The sequence below is a fragment of the Agrobacterium sp. SORGH_AS_0745 genome, assembly GCF_030818995.1.
Classification (GTDB): Bacteria; Pseudomonadota; Alphaproteobacteria; order Rhizobiales; family Rhizobiaceae; genus Agrobacterium; species Agrobacterium tumefaciens.
This window is the reverse complement of sequence record NZ_JAUTBI010000001.1, coordinates 50,431-65,463: the sequence shown is the minus strand read 5'-3', so window position 1 is coordinate 65,463 and position 15,033 is coordinate 50,431. Positions and strand designations below refer to the sequence as shown.

General features: G+C 53.6%; 8 protein-coding genes and 4 pseudogenes. 8 read left to right on the top strand and 4 right to left on the bottom strand.

Annotated features, from left to right (window positions below; translation table 11 throughout):
• Positions 1–7: 7 nt before the first annotated feature.
• Both QE432_RS00350 and QE432_RS00345 read right to left on the bottom strand, forming a co-directional pair.
• On the bottom strand, positions 8–895 hold the full coding sequence (locus tag QE432_RS00350) for a class I SAM-dependent methyltransferase (RefSeq protein ID WP_306622762.1): 888 nt from the start codon (positions 893–895) through the stop codon (positions 8–10).
• 348 nt (positions 896–1,243) lie between these two features.
• Positions 1,244–2,148, bottom strand: a pseudogene (locus QE432_RS00345) (IS630 family transposase).
• 168 nt (positions 2,149–2,316) lie between these two features.
• Here QE432_RS00345 and QE432_RS00340 point away from each other — a divergent pair.
• The 7 genes and pseudogenes from QE432_RS00340 to tnpC all read left to right on the top strand — a co-directional run bounded on the left by QE432_RS00340 (position 2,317) and on the right by tnpC (position 12,290).
• A complete protein-coding gene (locus tag QE432_RS00340) occupies positions 2,317–3,618 on the top strand; it encodes a UDP-glucose dehydrogenase family protein (RefSeq protein ID WP_306622760.1) in 1,302 nt (433 codons plus the stop codon).
• A 260-nt stretch (positions 3,619–3,878) separates the two neighbouring features.
• Complete coding sequence (locus QE432_RS00335; protein WP_306622757.1) at positions 3,879–6,410, top strand: glycoside hydrolase family 99-like domain-containing protein; 2,532 nt, start codon at positions 3,879–3,881, stop codon at positions 6,408–6,410.
• 70 nt (positions 6,411–6,480) lie between these two features.
• Positions 6,481–8,529, top strand: coding sequence for a hypothetical protein (locus QE432_RS00330; RefSeq protein WP_306622754.1), 2,049 nt, complete (start codon positions 6,481–6,483; stop codon positions 8,527–8,529).
• 131 nt (positions 8,530–8,660) lie between these two features.
• Positions 8,661–9,474 (top strand): annotated as a pseudogene (locus QE432_RS00325) (IS3 family transposase); the annotation flags it as partial.
• A gap of 363 nt (positions 9,475–9,837) precedes the next feature.
• On the top strand, positions 9,838–10,245 hold the full coding sequence (gene tnpA / locus QE432_RS00320) for an IS66-like element accessory protein TnpA (RefSeq protein WP_080855904.1): 408 nt from the start codon (positions 9,838–9,840) through the stop codon (positions 10,243–10,245).
• Positions 10,224–10,589, top strand: coding sequence for an IS66 family insertion sequence element accessory protein TnpB (gene tnpB, locus QE432_RS00315; RefSeq protein ID WP_425352577.1), 366 nt, complete (start codon positions 10,224–10,226; stop codon positions 10,587–10,589). Before tnpA ends, tnpB begins: the two co-directional genes overlap by 22 nt.
• 45 nt (positions 10,590–10,634) lie before the next feature.
• Positions 10,635–12,290 (top strand): IS66 family transposase, encoded by a 1,656-nt coding sequence (tnpC, locus tag QE432_RS00310; RefSeq protein ID WP_306622748.1) that lies wholly within the window; start codon positions 10,635–10,637, stop codon positions 12,288–12,290.
• A 10-nt stretch (positions 12,291–12,300) separates the two neighbouring features.
• On the opposite strand, the pseudogene QE432_RS00305 reads toward tnpC, so the two are convergent.
• Positions 12,301–13,538: pseudogene (locus QE432_RS00305) on the bottom strand (IS110 family transposase).
• A gap of 135 nt (positions 13,539–13,673) precedes the next feature.
• On the opposite strand from QE432_RS00305, the pseudogene QE432_RS00300 reads away from it, so the two are divergent.
• Positions 13,674–13,946: pseudogene (locus tag QE432_RS00300) on the top strand (integrase core domain-containing protein); the annotation flags it as partial.
• Between the two features lie 257 nt (positions 13,947–14,203).
• On the opposite strand, the gene QE432_RS00295 reads toward QE432_RS00300, so the two are convergent.
• Positions 14,204–14,992 carry a DUF4394 domain-containing protein gene (locus tag QE432_RS00295; protein WP_306622745.1) on the bottom strand — a complete coding sequence of 263 codons (789 nt, stop codon included), beginning with the start codon at positions 14,990–14,992 and terminating at the stop codon, positions 14,204–14,206.
• Positions 14,993–15,033 lie beyond the last annotated feature (41 nt).

The following is a 15,033-nucleotide window of genomic DNA, read 5'->3' as shown; positions in this document are numbered from 1 at the left end:
GACTTAACTATCGTCTGGCGAATACCGAAAAGCATGGGCCACCAGGATGATTGTTGTCTATGGCCTGAATTTCAATTTTCGAATACCCCAAACGCTCGAGCAGCGATATTATTTCACTTCTTTCTAGCCAAAAATGGCGATCCTTCATGCCCCCGCAGAACGAGGCGTTCTGGTCCGCGTTCTGGTAACTCCGCTCGTGGTAGTGAAGGTCCATACCAGCCACCGAGCGCAGTTCGATCTTGCCGCTGAATGGACGCCTACGGACATCCGAAGGTGGCATAGCACTTTCATCGAAGAAATGAGTCCAAATAAACAGTGCATTGGCACGTTTGGAAAGTAGATGAAGAAACTCTCCCGGATCTGGCATGTGATAAAGGACGCCGGAGGCAAGAGCAAAATCGTATGTCTTTTGAGTGCTCTGGAGCCATTTCTGGATATCGCCGAGATAAAACGAAGCTTTATCAAGCTTTAGGATTTCCTTAGTTACAAGACACCGCAAAAAACATGATTGATTGGCTTCAATTGCGTCGATGTTGGCGGGCCGCTGTTTGTTGAGAATGAACGTGTGCATTGCCTCGAGAGGGCCGACCTCGAGGACTTCGGCCCCTTCGAGCGATCCATAGGCATTTAGCGCGGACAATATCCGTCCATCCTGAAATAGCGGAACATTGCCTGCCTGCAGCCCCGGAACCGGAAAGGAGGAGCTCCAGCCCGGTATCGCATCAATAGCATTTTGGTGACTAGGTTGCCGCATCTCAAATTGTGCGAAGACCCCGGCGTTCACTTTGTCTTCGTTGGCTGAACCAGCGTTGTGGGTTGCAGTGTTCGAGACCCAAGATGAAAGTCGGCTAAGAAGCGATAGAAAACTCGCCGACATATTAGGAAAGACTTTCATCAAATTCCTGTCTGTTTGGAAACTAAGCATTGTTCGGTCGTAGTGGGATGCCGCAAAAAGGGAAGTCACATCCATCAACGCAACTGGAGATATCATCCAACAGCGCTGACAATCAATCGTCTTCTGGCAGAATCGGGCCTCGTTGCTCAAGAAGCCCCTGAAATTTTTAAAAGACTTTAGTTTCCGCATTGAGTGCGCGCCACAGCCGGAACACTGAGTAGTATGACGCAGGCATCTTAATGTCATGACTTCGATCATTACCTCGGAGTCGTGATGCACATGAGTGATACGAACCCTCATTGATCAGAACCTATGAGCCCATTGCCGCTGACCGATGGACATGATCTTTCAAGGTCGGTCTTGCAGTGTTCCCCAAGCGTGGCAGCAGTGGTCGACGATATCCTCGTCGGATTTGAAGACGCGGTTCGATAGCCAGTTTTCACGCATGACTGGATGTTTTCTACGGGATTGAGTTCGGGTGATTTCAGCGGCAGGGGTAGGATGGCGATGGTTTCGGGGACGGCTAAGTTGTTGGACATGGCATGACGAGAGCGGCGGCCTTGCCGTGTTTGGGGCAGATCGCGTCGGCGAAAAAGGCCGAGCGGGTTCGCTGGTCGTGCGGTGCGGATGGCCTTGATCCACGGTTGACCCAGCGACGGGTGATCTTTTTCTTCTGCCCAATCCGCGCTTCGTCCTGAAACCAGATTTCGATCTCCTTGCCCTTGGCGGGACCGACGGCGACATCTGCCACTGCGGCGGGGAAGTGTTTTTAAACACCTCGGCTTCCTCGGCATCCTGCGCATGATGCCTCGGGCGAGCCGAGAGTTTGCGGTAGCCCATCGAGCGCACTTCACGGCTCAAAGTCTGCTCACTCACCTAGACGCGGAATTCCTCCCCAAGCCACTGGGCCAGATCACATAACGCCAGGGCGCGACGCCGTCGAGAGATGTAGGGCCTCACTCAATGGCTTGCGCCAAGGCCGTGAGCTGACCTTCGTTCAACAGTGACGGCTTGCCCGGAGCCTTGCCGTTGATCAGCCCATCGGGACCGCGCGCGTTGAACCGTCCCCGCCATTCTCGCACGATCTGCAGAGTGACGCTGCCGAGCCGTGCAGCATCAGCGCGAAAGCCGCCATCATAGATCGATGCAAGCGCCAGGACCCAACGCGCCTCGTCGGTATCCGTTGTCTGTCGGACCTGAATCCGCAGCCCGTCCCCGCCAAAGTCTGATCGCAAAGAAATTGCTGAACTCATCGCAAACCTGCTGTTTGCGCTATCGATTCAGATTCGTCGGCTTGTGTGAACCCCGAGAGACAGCATCAATGAAGATTGGCATGACTCTACTATCTTGAGGTGTAGGTATTGAAACCGCAATCATAACGTGGTTTTTGCGAAATTCTGTTTTCTAAGTGGGCTGGTGGAATGAAGATAGTGATGATCGGTGCCGGTTATGTCGGCCTTGTTTCCGGTGCGTGTTTTGCCGATTTCGGCCATGACGTGATCTGCGTGGACAAGATGCCGGAGAAGATCGAAGCGCTGAAAAGCGGCCATATCCCGATCTTCGAACCGGGTCTGGAGGTCATCGTTGCCAACAACGCCAAGGCGGGCCGATTGAGCTTCACCACCGACCTCCCCTCCGCGGTTGCCAATGCCGATGTCGTGTTCATCGCGGTCGGCACGCCCTCGCGGCGCGGCGACGGCCACGCCGATCTCGGTTATGTCTATGCGGCGGCGAAAGAAATCGCCCATTCGCTTGAAGGCTTCACCGTCATCGTCACCAAGTCCACCGTTCCCGTCGGCACGGGGGACGAGGTGGAACGCATCATCCGCGAAGAAAACCCTTCGGCCGATTTTGCCGTGGTTTCCAACCCGGAATTTCTGCGGGAAGGCGCGGCCATCGAGGATTTCAAGCGACCGGACCGCATCGTCGTCGGTCTTTCCGACGAGCGCGCCCGCCCGGTGATGACGGAGGTTTACCGTCCGCTCTATCTCAACCAGTCGCCTTTGCTCTTCACCACCAGGCGCACTTCGGAACTGATCAAATATGCCGCCAACGCCTTTCTGGCGATGAAGATCACCTTTATCAACGAAATGGCGGATCTGTGCGAAAAGGTCGGCGCCAATGTTCAGGATATTTCGCGCGGCATCGGCCTCGATGGCCGCATCGGCGCGAAGTTCCTGCATGCCGGCCCCGGTTATGGCGGCTCCTGTTTCCCCAAGGATACGCTGGCGCTTGCCAAGACCGCACAGGACTATGACGCCCCTGTGCGGCTGATCGAGACCACCATTGCCATCAACGACAACCGCAAGCGCGCCATGGGCCGCAAGGTCATCAACGCGGTGGGTGGCGACGTGCGCGGCAAGAAGATCGCCGTCCTTGGCCTGACATTCAAGCCCAATACCGACGATATGCGCGACAGCCCGGCGATTGCCATCATCCAGACCCTCCAGGACGGCGGCGCCAAGGTGGTCGGCTACGATCCGGAGGGAATGGTGAATGCCCGCCATGTGATCGAGGGTATCGACTATGCCAGCGGTCCCTACGAGGCTGCCGAAGGCGCCGATGCCCTCGTGATCGTGACGGAATGGAACCAGTTCCGCGCACTCGATCTGCCGCGCCTGAAGGCCATCATGAAAAACCCCGTTCTGGTGGATCTGCGCAATATCTACCGCACGGACGAAGTTGCCGCGCAGGGGTTTGAATATATAAATGTTGGGAACTAGCTGCCGCGCCTGACCAGACGGGTGTCCTGACGTGATCACAAAGACACATGCTCTGCGTTTCAACCCTAGCGGACAGGAAATCGAGTCGGTGAAAAAATCGTGCTCCTCTAATGGCGCTCAGTCCGGCGGTTCTTTCATTTGGATCCTTAGTGATTTGGTAGTGCGTGAAAGGATTTTACGAAAAAATACTGATCTCGACTTGTCACGGCGGAGCTTAGAAATTAGTAAAAAATAATGCAAATACAGATTGTGTAGGACCCATGACGATAATTCGCCCTGAGCTAAAAACCCTTGCAAACATAATAGAAATCGATCATGGGACCGCACGTGCATTTCGGTCGACCAGTGAAGACCCGCAGATATCTCTTCTCGACATTAATGGATTGCCTCTGAGGCTGAAGCGAGATGAGTATTACCTATTTTTTGAGGTAAGTAATGTAGTCGGTCGTTTTGGACCGCCTTCATTGTATGTCAATGTAGGAAATGGTTTCACCGAGGGACAAGATTCACGGTTCAATGCATATAGAATCAGCGCGACCAAGTGGTTTATCCATTTCAAATCCACTCGCAACGTGATCGACCTCAGATTAGATCCGACTGAAACGTTATGCGAATTTAGCATAGATGATCTGTTCATTGTCCGCGCACAAAAGCTTCGGCTCATCAATTTCAAGCGCGCAGTCAGTCACTTCGTGCCGCCGCAAATAAAGAAGTATATTGCCGGAGACGAGGCCAGTGGAGATGCGGCATCGAAATATCATTTCCATGCTGTAGACCTTATCCCAACTTTTACGAAAAGTGATCAAATATACAAATTGGAAAGTGGCCGGGAAGCCACTATCGAGAACACCTACAAGATTGAATATGAAGCTAGGCTGTATGCTTGCCAGGACGGTAGGTATTATCACGAGTATGCTGGGCTCGCGACAGATTCCGCCGGTGATCTAAATAACGATGTTAAAGCGATTGCGTTTTATTTACCTCAAATGCATCCTATTCCTGAAAATGACGCTTGGTGGGGCAAGGGTTTCACGGAGTGGACAAATGTGTCTAAGGCCGTCGCGCGTTTTGCGGGTCACTATCAACCTAGATTGCCTGCCGAACTGGGGTTCTATGATTTGAGGGCGATAGAAACTCTCGAGCGGCAGGTAGAATTAGCCAATACCTACGGTTTGGACGCATTCTGCTTTTATTACTATTGGTTTTCCGGCCATCGCCTACTAGAGCGACCGGTTGACCAATTCCTCGCTGCCAAGGATCTAAACTTGGAATTTTGTCTGTGCTGGGCAAATGAGAACTGGACGAGACGGTGGGACGGCCTGGAGTCAGACATCCTAATCGCCCAAAACCATACCGATGAGGATTCAGCTGCCGTATTTCGTGACTGGCTCCGCTACTTCAAGGATGACCGCTACATCAATATCGATGGCAAACCGCTGATCCTGATTTACAGACCTGATTTAATTCCAGAGTTTGATAGAACCGCTGCGATGTGGAGAGATATGGCAATTGCAGCAGGTTTCGCGGGGCTGCACATCTTAGCGGCTAACGCATTTGGAAACAAAAATATTTCCGCGTCTGGCCTTGACGGTCTCTATGAGTTTCCGCCTCATAACATTCAGGTTCCGCACATCGACGAAGGGTTGGCATGGTTTGATCCAAATCATAAGGGCCACGCTTATTCATATTCTGACGCGGTTAATTACGCTAAAACGATTTATGACGCTGAAAATGGCGTGGAAGAACATGTTATACATCCCGGTGTCCTCGTTGGCTGGGACACTGAAGCCCGCAAACCATCACGGGGCGAGGTAATGGTGGGATCATCTCCCTCGCTGTTTCGGCAGTGGTTGGAAAGCGCATACATTAAATCGTCCTCATCACAGGGCGAGGCGAAATTTGTTTTCATTAATGCTTGGAACGAATGGGCTGAAGGAGCGTATCTCGAGCCCGATAGAAGACATGGCTATGGCTACCTGACAGCGTTGCGGAGCGTAAAGCGGCAGTACGGACTAGACGACTCAAAGTTGAAATCTTTTTGTTACGAATATAATCAGCGCGCCAATTGGCCGAAGCAGAAGGTTATCATTCTACATATTTTCTACAGAGATTTGGTGGATGAGTTTGCTCGTGAGTTGTCCAGAGCACGGTTGGAGTGCGATGCCGACCTGATCATCACGATGCCCAATCTGTGGAGCCTTGCTGATGTTCAGTATGCAATCGAGCAACTTCGTCCGCGAAAAGCATTTCTCGTCGAGAATATTGGTAGGGACGTGTTCCCGTTTATTACTGCTTGCCGAAACATAAAAGAGGATAATTATGTTTATGCTTGCAAGATTCATTCGAAGAAATCCACCCATCGTATCGATGGGGATCGATGGCGTAACGACCTTATAAATGGTCTTCTGTCTTCAGAGGCAATAGCCGCGTTAGAAGAAAAGTTCTTTGGAAGCGTGGACTACACGATCGCCGCGCCCGAAAATGCTTTTTTGCCGCTCGGTAATACGGATTTGATTGCTGGCAACAGGATTCATCTGGATACTCTTGCTCAAATGTTTGGTGTGGCTCCTTATACGCACAAAGAATTTGTGGGAGGGACCATGTTCTGGTTTGCTTTTGATACCCTTATGCCGATTTTTGACTGTGATTTGTCGGAGAGGGATTTCGGCCATGATCTCGGCCAAGTGGACGGAACCCTTGCCCATGCTTTTGAAAGAATTTTTGCACTTGTATGCACGAGAGATGGTTCGAAGTCTTATAAAATTGAAACTGGCTTTAATTTCGCTGTCTAAGCATGGTATCGGACTGCAAGAGCGAGTGTGTAGTAATTGATTGGGAAGCAAAAAAAGGTTTCGGTATAGAATGGGAATTTTGGTCTGGCCTGAGGATCAGGAGATTATATGTGACAAGATTCGGAAAAAAAAGTCTCCAATAAAGTATATTTTGAAGACAAAAGATGATTCTACGCTGCTTCCGATCTGGATGAAGCACTATCTTGCGATCGCCGAACCTAAAGATATTGTTATTGCTGACAATAACTCTTTGGATCCCGATGTTATTAATATATATAATTCTGTCGCGGATGACGTTGTGATATTTAAGTATGTTAGCGATCCCAATTTTGGGTTCCATAATATCATTCACAATAGGTTTTATTTCTCAGAATTCTACAAGGCTATAGGAGAAGCCGCCCCTTATTCTATATTAGTAGATACAGATGAACTCCTGTTTGCTCCCGAACACCAAATACTGGGGAACGATAGAAATCGCATAATTAGCGCCCTAGATCAGGCAGGCGGATCAGCCCTCCCTTCCATATGGTTAGACACCGTTCGAGGCTCCAGTCAGATAGCACGTATCGGCGCGGATCAAAGTTCGATTGTTCAAGGTTTGAAGTGGGGTAAACCTATAATCCCAACGAGTTTTCTTGATGCAAACGACTTTCTGATTCATAATATCCAGTTCCCATCAGATCTGTATTCTGAAAACCAAAGAGTGCCGCTTTACCTGTTGCATCTGAAGGAATATTCGCGGGATCAGAGGCTACGAGTAAATAGAGAAAAGCTGGTAGCGAGAAGATTTATCGCGGACGGGGCGTCTTTTGAGAGTATTGCAGACACCGAATTTGCTGGGATGAAAGACGGTACCATAGGAAGGTTGGTTGGCGAAATCCGCTCTTTGTTGAAATCTACTGAGGAAGACTTTCGCGAGCCAACAGAGCTTCCTTTGGATTGTGTGAAATTTACGTCATCTCGACCCACAGAGTTCGGAAGCAAAGCTACGCGTGACATTTTGAAATCGTTCGAAGAGAGCTATGTTGCATTTATCAAAGCTACTCTCTGCGGAAACAAATCGGCGTCTGGAATGGCGAACGATCAAGACTTGGTATCGCAACCGGCGGCGGCAACGAGTGGGACCAGCAAACTTCAGACGGAAGCTGACGGCAAATTGATGGACATGGAAGCGCGACAAAATGAGAATTCAAAAGGGAATGTCGAGAACGTTTTGTTCTCCGATCATGGATTGGTGATCTCTGGTTGGTGTTCTTGGGCTGGCAGTTCCCCCGATGACTTTGCTGTCACTCTTGGGTCTCTCTCCTTGCCGGCAATCTTTATAAATCGCTCGGGTCGGCCAGACGTTCGCGATCATCATCCGGAGGTGACGGAAAATAGCGGATTTGAAATTAGAGTCGCTTACCACGATATTCCGAAGTCAATAGATTTCAACGAACGCATCAGAATATCAGTGCCACGCGCGTTCGTTATGAGTTCCGGCAAAATCGACTGGCCCGAGAGGGTTGTTGCATCGTTGACCGATTCGCCTTCCATTCCCTCCGTCCCAGCAATGCCAGCAGAATGCGTCGTCGCCTTACGTTCTGCTATGTCGTCGTCTAACTGCTACTTGGAATTCGGGACAGGCGGATCGACGATAATGGCGCTGGATTCCGGAGTCAGTATGTTGGTGGGTGTTGAAAGTGATTGGGTATGGTTAAGAGGCGTCAAGATTCGCGCTAAAGAACTCACGCATAACGTTGATGTTCAACTGATTCACTCAAATATTGGTGACACTTGCGAGTGGGGCTTTGCTTCTTCAGAGGCCCGTTGGAAAAACTGGTATGGATACGCTGTAGCGCCATGGCATACCCGAAGTTTTACTAACTTTGAGCCTGATCTTATTTTGATTGATGGGAGATTTAGGGTCGCGTGCCTGCTTGCTTCGTTAATTTTTGCCCCTAAGGGATGTCGCATCTTTTTTGACGACTACACTGACAGACTACATTACCATCACGTCGAGGATATCGTAAAGCCGGTGCGAACGATTGGCAGAATGGCAGAGTTTGTAGTGCAACAAGAAATCGACAAGGATCGGTTGTGGCTTTCCTTCCTGTCTGCGGTGACAGACCAAAGGTAAAAAACGGCCTCGTAAATTTGGCAGATAACTGCCGTCAGAAGGAAGGCGTGCCGTAACGGTAACCCCCCCCCACAAATTAACGGGCTACCAAAAGTAGAATTTTCTCGGGCTTTATGATCGAGGAGATTTTGATGAAGACGAGCAGATTTAGCGAACCGCAGATATTGGCCATCCTGCGGCAGACAGAGGCGGTGTTCCTGTGCCCGAGCTATGCCGAGAACACGGGATGAGCGCCGCCTCCTTTTACAAGTGGCGTTCGAAGTATGGCGGCATGGACGCAACGATGATCAGTCAGATGAAGGCTCTGGAGGACGAGACCCGTCGGCTGAAGAAGATGTATGCCGAGATGAGCATGCAGGCGGAACTGCTTAAAGAGGCTCTGTGAAAAAAGTGACGCGGCCGCCTCAACGCCGAGAGATGGCCGGGAAAGCAGTGGCGTTGCGCGGTGTGAGCATTGCGCTCGCCTGCCGCACCTTCGAAGTCAGCGAAACCTGCTATCGTTATAGCGCCAAGCTGAACGATGAGAACGAGCAGATCGCCGATCTCCTCATCGGGCTGACACGGGCAAAGAAGAGCTGGGGCTTCGGCTTGTGCTTCCTTTACCTGCGCAATGTCCGGGAACATCGCTGGAACCATAAACGGGTCTACCGCATATACCGCGAGCTGGAATTGAACCTGCGGATCAAGCCCCGCAAGCGCTTGAAGCGGGACAAACCCGATACGCTGGCCGTCCCGGATCAACCGAACATGGTCTGGTCGATGGACTTCATGGCCGACAGCCTGGAGGACGGCAGGCAGTTCCGGCTGCTGAACGTCCTGGACGATCTCAACCGCGAGGGGCTCGGCATCGAGGTGGATTTTTCGCTACCAGCTGAACGCGTGATCCGCAGCTTGAACCAGATCATCGAATGGCGGGGTAAGCCGTACGCCATTGGGGTGGACAACGTCCTATATTCGGAATGCATCGCCATTTTGGCAGCAGGTCGCTATCGCATCGGTCTCCCGATACGTCTGGATTATGATGTAGGCCCGGCCGATCGTCAACGAACGGTCTCTCCCATAACAAACACAGAGTACCATAATCGTGGCTCTCACCGTCCTTAAGACGAGATCCTTTTGCCGTCGAGCGGAAGGCCTGAACATTATCTACGAGGTCGCTGAAACACTCAGCGCCTCTACGGCCCTGTCAGAGAAGGATCCTTCCGCTGTGGATCGTCCCTTCAAAGAAGGGTAAGGCCACGGTGAAGGCCGTCTTGCGATGACGGCCTTCTGACTGCCAGTCCTAGTGGTAACACTAGGAGTAGTCATATGACGAAGCATGCAATTGAGGTGATCACGTCCGTAGAGCGCCGTCGGCGCTGGTCACGCGAAGATAAAGAGCGGCTCGTCGCTGCGTGCTTTGAGCCAGACGCGGTCATCTCGGAGATTGCCCGCGCGGCCGGGATCCATGTCAGCCAGTTGTTCCGTTGGCGCAAAGAGCTTTGTCGGATCGAGGAGCCAAGATCTGACACTGCGGCTTTGGTGCCGGTGATCGTGTCCGAGGCCGCTTCGACAGTCTCCCCCGCTCAGCCGGAACCACCCACCAAATTCCATCCTCGTCGGAAGCGCAGTGATGTAACAATCGAACTAGGTCGGGGCCGACGCGTCCGCGTGGAAAGCGACATCGACACGGACGCGCTTGGCCGGATTCTCGATTGCGTATTGGGTCTGCGATGATCCCGGTTCCGAGTGGTGTGAAGGTCTGGCTGGCCACGGGCTATACGGACATGCGCAAGGGCTTCCCCGGTCTGTCGTTGATGGTGCAGGAGGCGCTGAAGCGTGACCCGATGTGTGGGCACTTGTTCGTATTCCGCGGCCGCGGCGGTGGCCTGATCAAGGTGATCTGGCATGACGGCCAGGGAGCTTGCCTGTTCACGAAGAAGCTTGAGCGAGGACGCTTCATCTGGCCGTCAGCGGCCGATGGCACGGTGGTGATCACGCCTGCGCAGCTCGGTTATCTGCTGGAGGGCATCGACTGGCGTATGCCGCAAAAGACCTGGCGGCCGACGTCGGTCGGATGAGCAAAAACACTGGAATGATGGGGTCAAATATGATTCCATCCTGTCATGAGCGACGCGACCGAAGAGCTTCCGGACGACCTTGCCAGTGCCCTCGCATTGCTGGCCCAGGAACGCGCTCGACGTGTTGCAGCCGAAGCAGAAGCGGCAACCGCCAAGGCAGCAGCCGCCAGTGCAAAGGCACTCGTATCGCATTCCGAGGCGCTGATCGCACGGCTGGAGCTGGAGATCGACAAGGTTCGCCGTGAACTCTACGGCAGCCGGTCCGAGCGCAAGGCGCGGCTCCTGGAGCAGTTGGAACTGCAGCTCCAGGAGTTGGAAACGGACGCCGGTGAAGATGAACTGGTGGCGGAGATCGCAGCCAAAGCTTCAACCGTCAAAGCCTTCGAGCGCAGGCGTCCGTCACGCAAGCCCTTTCCCGAACATCTGCCACGCGAGCGCATCGTCATCGCCGCTCCCGCCAATTGCGCCTGCTGCGGATCGGCCAAATTGTCGAAGTTTGGCGAGGACATCACCGAGACCCTGGAGGTCATCCCGCGCCAGTGGAAGGTCATCCAGACGGTACGGGAGAAGTTTACCTGTCGCGAGTGCGAGAAGATCACGCAGCCACCAGCACCCTTCCATGTAACGCCACGCGGCTTTGCCGGGCCAAACCTGCTGGCGATGATCCTGTTCGAGAAGCTTGCCCAGCACCAGCCGCTCAATCGTCAAAGCGAACGCTATGCTCGCGAGGGCGTCGACCTTAGTTTATCGACGCTTGCAGATCAGGTCGGAGCTTGCGCCGCGGCGTTGAAGCCACTTCATTCTCTGATCGAAGCGCATGTCCTTGCCGCCGAACGTCTGCACGGCGACGACACGACCGTGCCAATCCTGGCCAAGGGAAAGACAGATACGGGCCGCATTTGGACCTATGTCCGGGATGATCGGCCGTTCGGAGGCCTCTCACCGCCGGCAGCCCTTTACTATGCCTCGCGCGATCGACGGCAGGAGCATCCGGAACGCCACCTGAAGACCTTCACCGGTATTCTGCAGGCGGACGCCTATGGCGGCTACAATCCGCTGTTCAAGGGTGATCGCGATCCAAATCCGCTAAGACAGGCGTTTTGTTGGGCACACGCGCGTCGCAAGTTCTTCGTGCTCGCAGACATTAATGCGAACGCCAAGCGTGGAAAGAACGCCGCGCCGATCTCGCCTATGGCGCTCGAAGCCGTCAAACGGATCGACGGCCTGTTCGATATCGAGCGGGAGATCAACGGGCTTACGGCCGATCAACGCCTGGAACGTCGCCGCAAGGAAAGCCTGCCGCTCGTCGACAATCTGCAGGCCTGGCTTCAAACCGAGCGTGCAAAACTGTCGCGCAGTTCTCCGGTCGCCGAGGCGATCGATTTCATGCTCAAGCGTTGGGATGGCTTCACGTCATTCCTGGAAGATGGCCGGATTTGCCTCACGAACAACGCCGCGGAGCGAGCCCTGCGAGGCTTCGCACTCGGTAGGAAGTCCTGGCTCTTCGCCGGATCAGACCGCGGCGCGGATCGTGCAGCCTTCATGGCCACGTTGATCATGACGGCAAAGCTCAACGACATCGATCCGCAGGCGTGGCTGGCCGACGTTCTTGCCCGCATCGCCGACACGCCGATTATCAGGCTGGAGCAGTTGCTTCCGTGGAATTGGACGCCGCCGACCGTCAACGCTCAAGCTGCCTGACCTGTGGCCTTCACCGGAGGCTTACAAAGAAGGGGCGATGGGGTTCACCACTTTTGACAACCGCATGCACGGTGCGAGCCATCTTGGCGGCGATTGCTGTTGACGCCTTGCGACGCAAATGGGGATTGTGACGGTCCTTGGTGATGTATCGCTCGAATTTGTCGCGGAAGCTGTTGGCGCGCTGCAAAATCGCGACTTGAGCTGCCATCCATAAGGTCCGCCTCAGGCGAGCATTGCCGTACTTGGACAACTTCGTCTGGCCTCGAAACATTCCTGACTGGATTGTCGAAAGATCCATGCCGCAAAACTTCAGGAACTGGCGATGGTGTTGAAAACGGCGCAGGTCTCCCGCCTCTCCCAAAATCGTCAAAGCATTGATCGGGCCGATACCGGGGATTGTGCATAAGAGTTGGTAATCAGGATTGTCCTTCAGCATGGCGACCGCACGCGCCTCGATTTGATTACGGTGGGCGATCAGGCTTCTGCCCTGGGCCAAAACCATACGGAACATGCAGATTGCGTCGGAGTCAGGTGCAACCGGAAGGCCGATTGAACGGGCGGACGTGGCGTAAATATCTGCCAGCAAACGCTCTTTGCCAACCTTACGTCCCACGACATCCCAGGCAGCTTCGATGAAAGCCTCCTCGCTCATGGCCGCGATGAAGTGCGGAGACGGAAATAGTTCGAGGAAGGCGAAGAACCAGTCGCTGCGTGAACTGCGGTGAAAGCGATCCGCTTCAGGAAAATACAATGGCAGGTAATGTGTCAGGATCCGATGCCACAGTTCGGTCTTCGACCGTGAGATCATGTCGTGGGTCTTCGACAGCTCTTGAATGTCGTTAGTGCCGCGCATCAACGGGTCATGGTAGAACTGCTCGGCACCAATGGTCATCATATGGAGGATAACCTGGGCATCCTTCGGGTCGTTTTTATCCCAGGAATTATGCAATGCCTCCCTGGTCCGAGCCAGCGTGATCGACGAGACCAGTTTGATCTCGAAGCCGGCTGAGCCGAGCTGATATGCCAATGCGTGATGATAGTTTCCCGTTGCTTCGAAGGCTACGCGGACAGGACGCTGATAGCTGCGCAGCAAGCTGATGAGGCGATCGAACTCATCAAGATTGTTGAGCACGCTCACCCGACGTCGGCGCTTTTTTTCGGTGCTTCGATCAGCACCTCGTGGCGTTCTTTGGAAATATCGATAGCTGCCAGAACGGGAGAAGATGCTGGAATGTCACAATCGGTCATAGCCGGTCTCCTTTACAGTGTGGCTTCGCAAAACCATTGTGAGACCTGATGCCCGGCTCTGACCACCTGCTTCGCCTGATTGGGGCTACGCAACTGGTCAAAGCCTCTTGCAACGCAAACTTCAGAAGGTGTTACGGCCCGGAATATGTCAGCGGCAAGCTCATGGAATGGGCCGAGAAACAAGGAATCGCCTTGAACCACATCCAGCCCGGAAAACCGCAACAGAATGCCTATGTCGAGCGCTACAACCGCACCGTCCGGCATGAATGGCTCGACCAACACATAATCGAAAGCATCGAGGAGGCACAGGAATTCGCCACGCAATGGCTATGGACCTGCAACAACGAACGACCCGATATGGGCATCGGCGGCATCGCACCCGCACAGAAACTGAAAATGGCTGCGTGAATTCTACTGTAGAGCCCCGTTAAAAACGGGGGGATTTCCCATCCATGGATGCCTCATCCGTTGTAGGTGACGTAAATCATCACCATCATTGCACACTGCGATGCCGGTTGGATGCGCATCCAACCCATCAGTGAAAATCAACAATCAGACGGCAGTGGGCAACGTGGGGCTGGAACGGCGGTTACTGAAAAAGGCTGGCTCGCACAACCGGACCAGCCGTTTTCTGATAGCGCAAACGGGCAATCTACGACACTAAATCACATCGCGGCAAGGATGGTGATATCCAGCAAGCCGTTGTCTACGCCTGTGATCCCGCCGATTTCGGTTGCCGCACCGGTTTCGAGGTTGACGGTGTAGAGCGTGTTGCCGGCGGCCAGGTATGCGGTGTTCTTGCCGCCTTCCTCGCCGTGGATATCGAATGCGTAGGTTGCCGGCATGTCCTTGAGGCCGAGCTTGCCGATTGCCTTCAGTGTGCCATCATTCGGCTTCGTCTGCTGAACCAGGGCGCCGATGGTCGCGTCGATATTGTACATCGCCGTCTTTTCCGGCTTGCCGATAGAGTTGGTATAGGCGGCGGCAACGATGTTGGGCGTTTCTCCCTTGTGCATGTCGCCATCTTCAAAAGCCAGTGTTCCATCAACCGTCACAGCGCCGGTGTTGGGATGCACGCGGTGATTGGTCGTGCCGGTCATGAAACGAAGACGATCCGCTGCCGGGTTGAAATCGACCACAACAGGCGCTTCGGTCATGGTCAGCATCTTGTCCATCTTGGCCACATCGGTTGCAGCACCTGTCTCAAGGTTGATGGAGACGATGCGGTGGTCCGGCGTCACACCGATGACAGTCTTGTTCCCGGGGCGAAAATCGATGCCAATGAGCTTGTCGACGCCGGTGACATCCATTGTCTTTGTGACGGCAGGGTTGTCAGTGTCGAACATGACGAGCGTCTTGTCGCCGGTCAGCCCGAGGACCGGTGCTGAAACCGCGATGCTTGCAGATGCTGCGAAAGCGGCGGAGGCGATCAGAGTGGAGCGGATGATATTCATGGTATTTCTCCCGTGCGTTGAACCGTTCGGAAGGCGTCCGG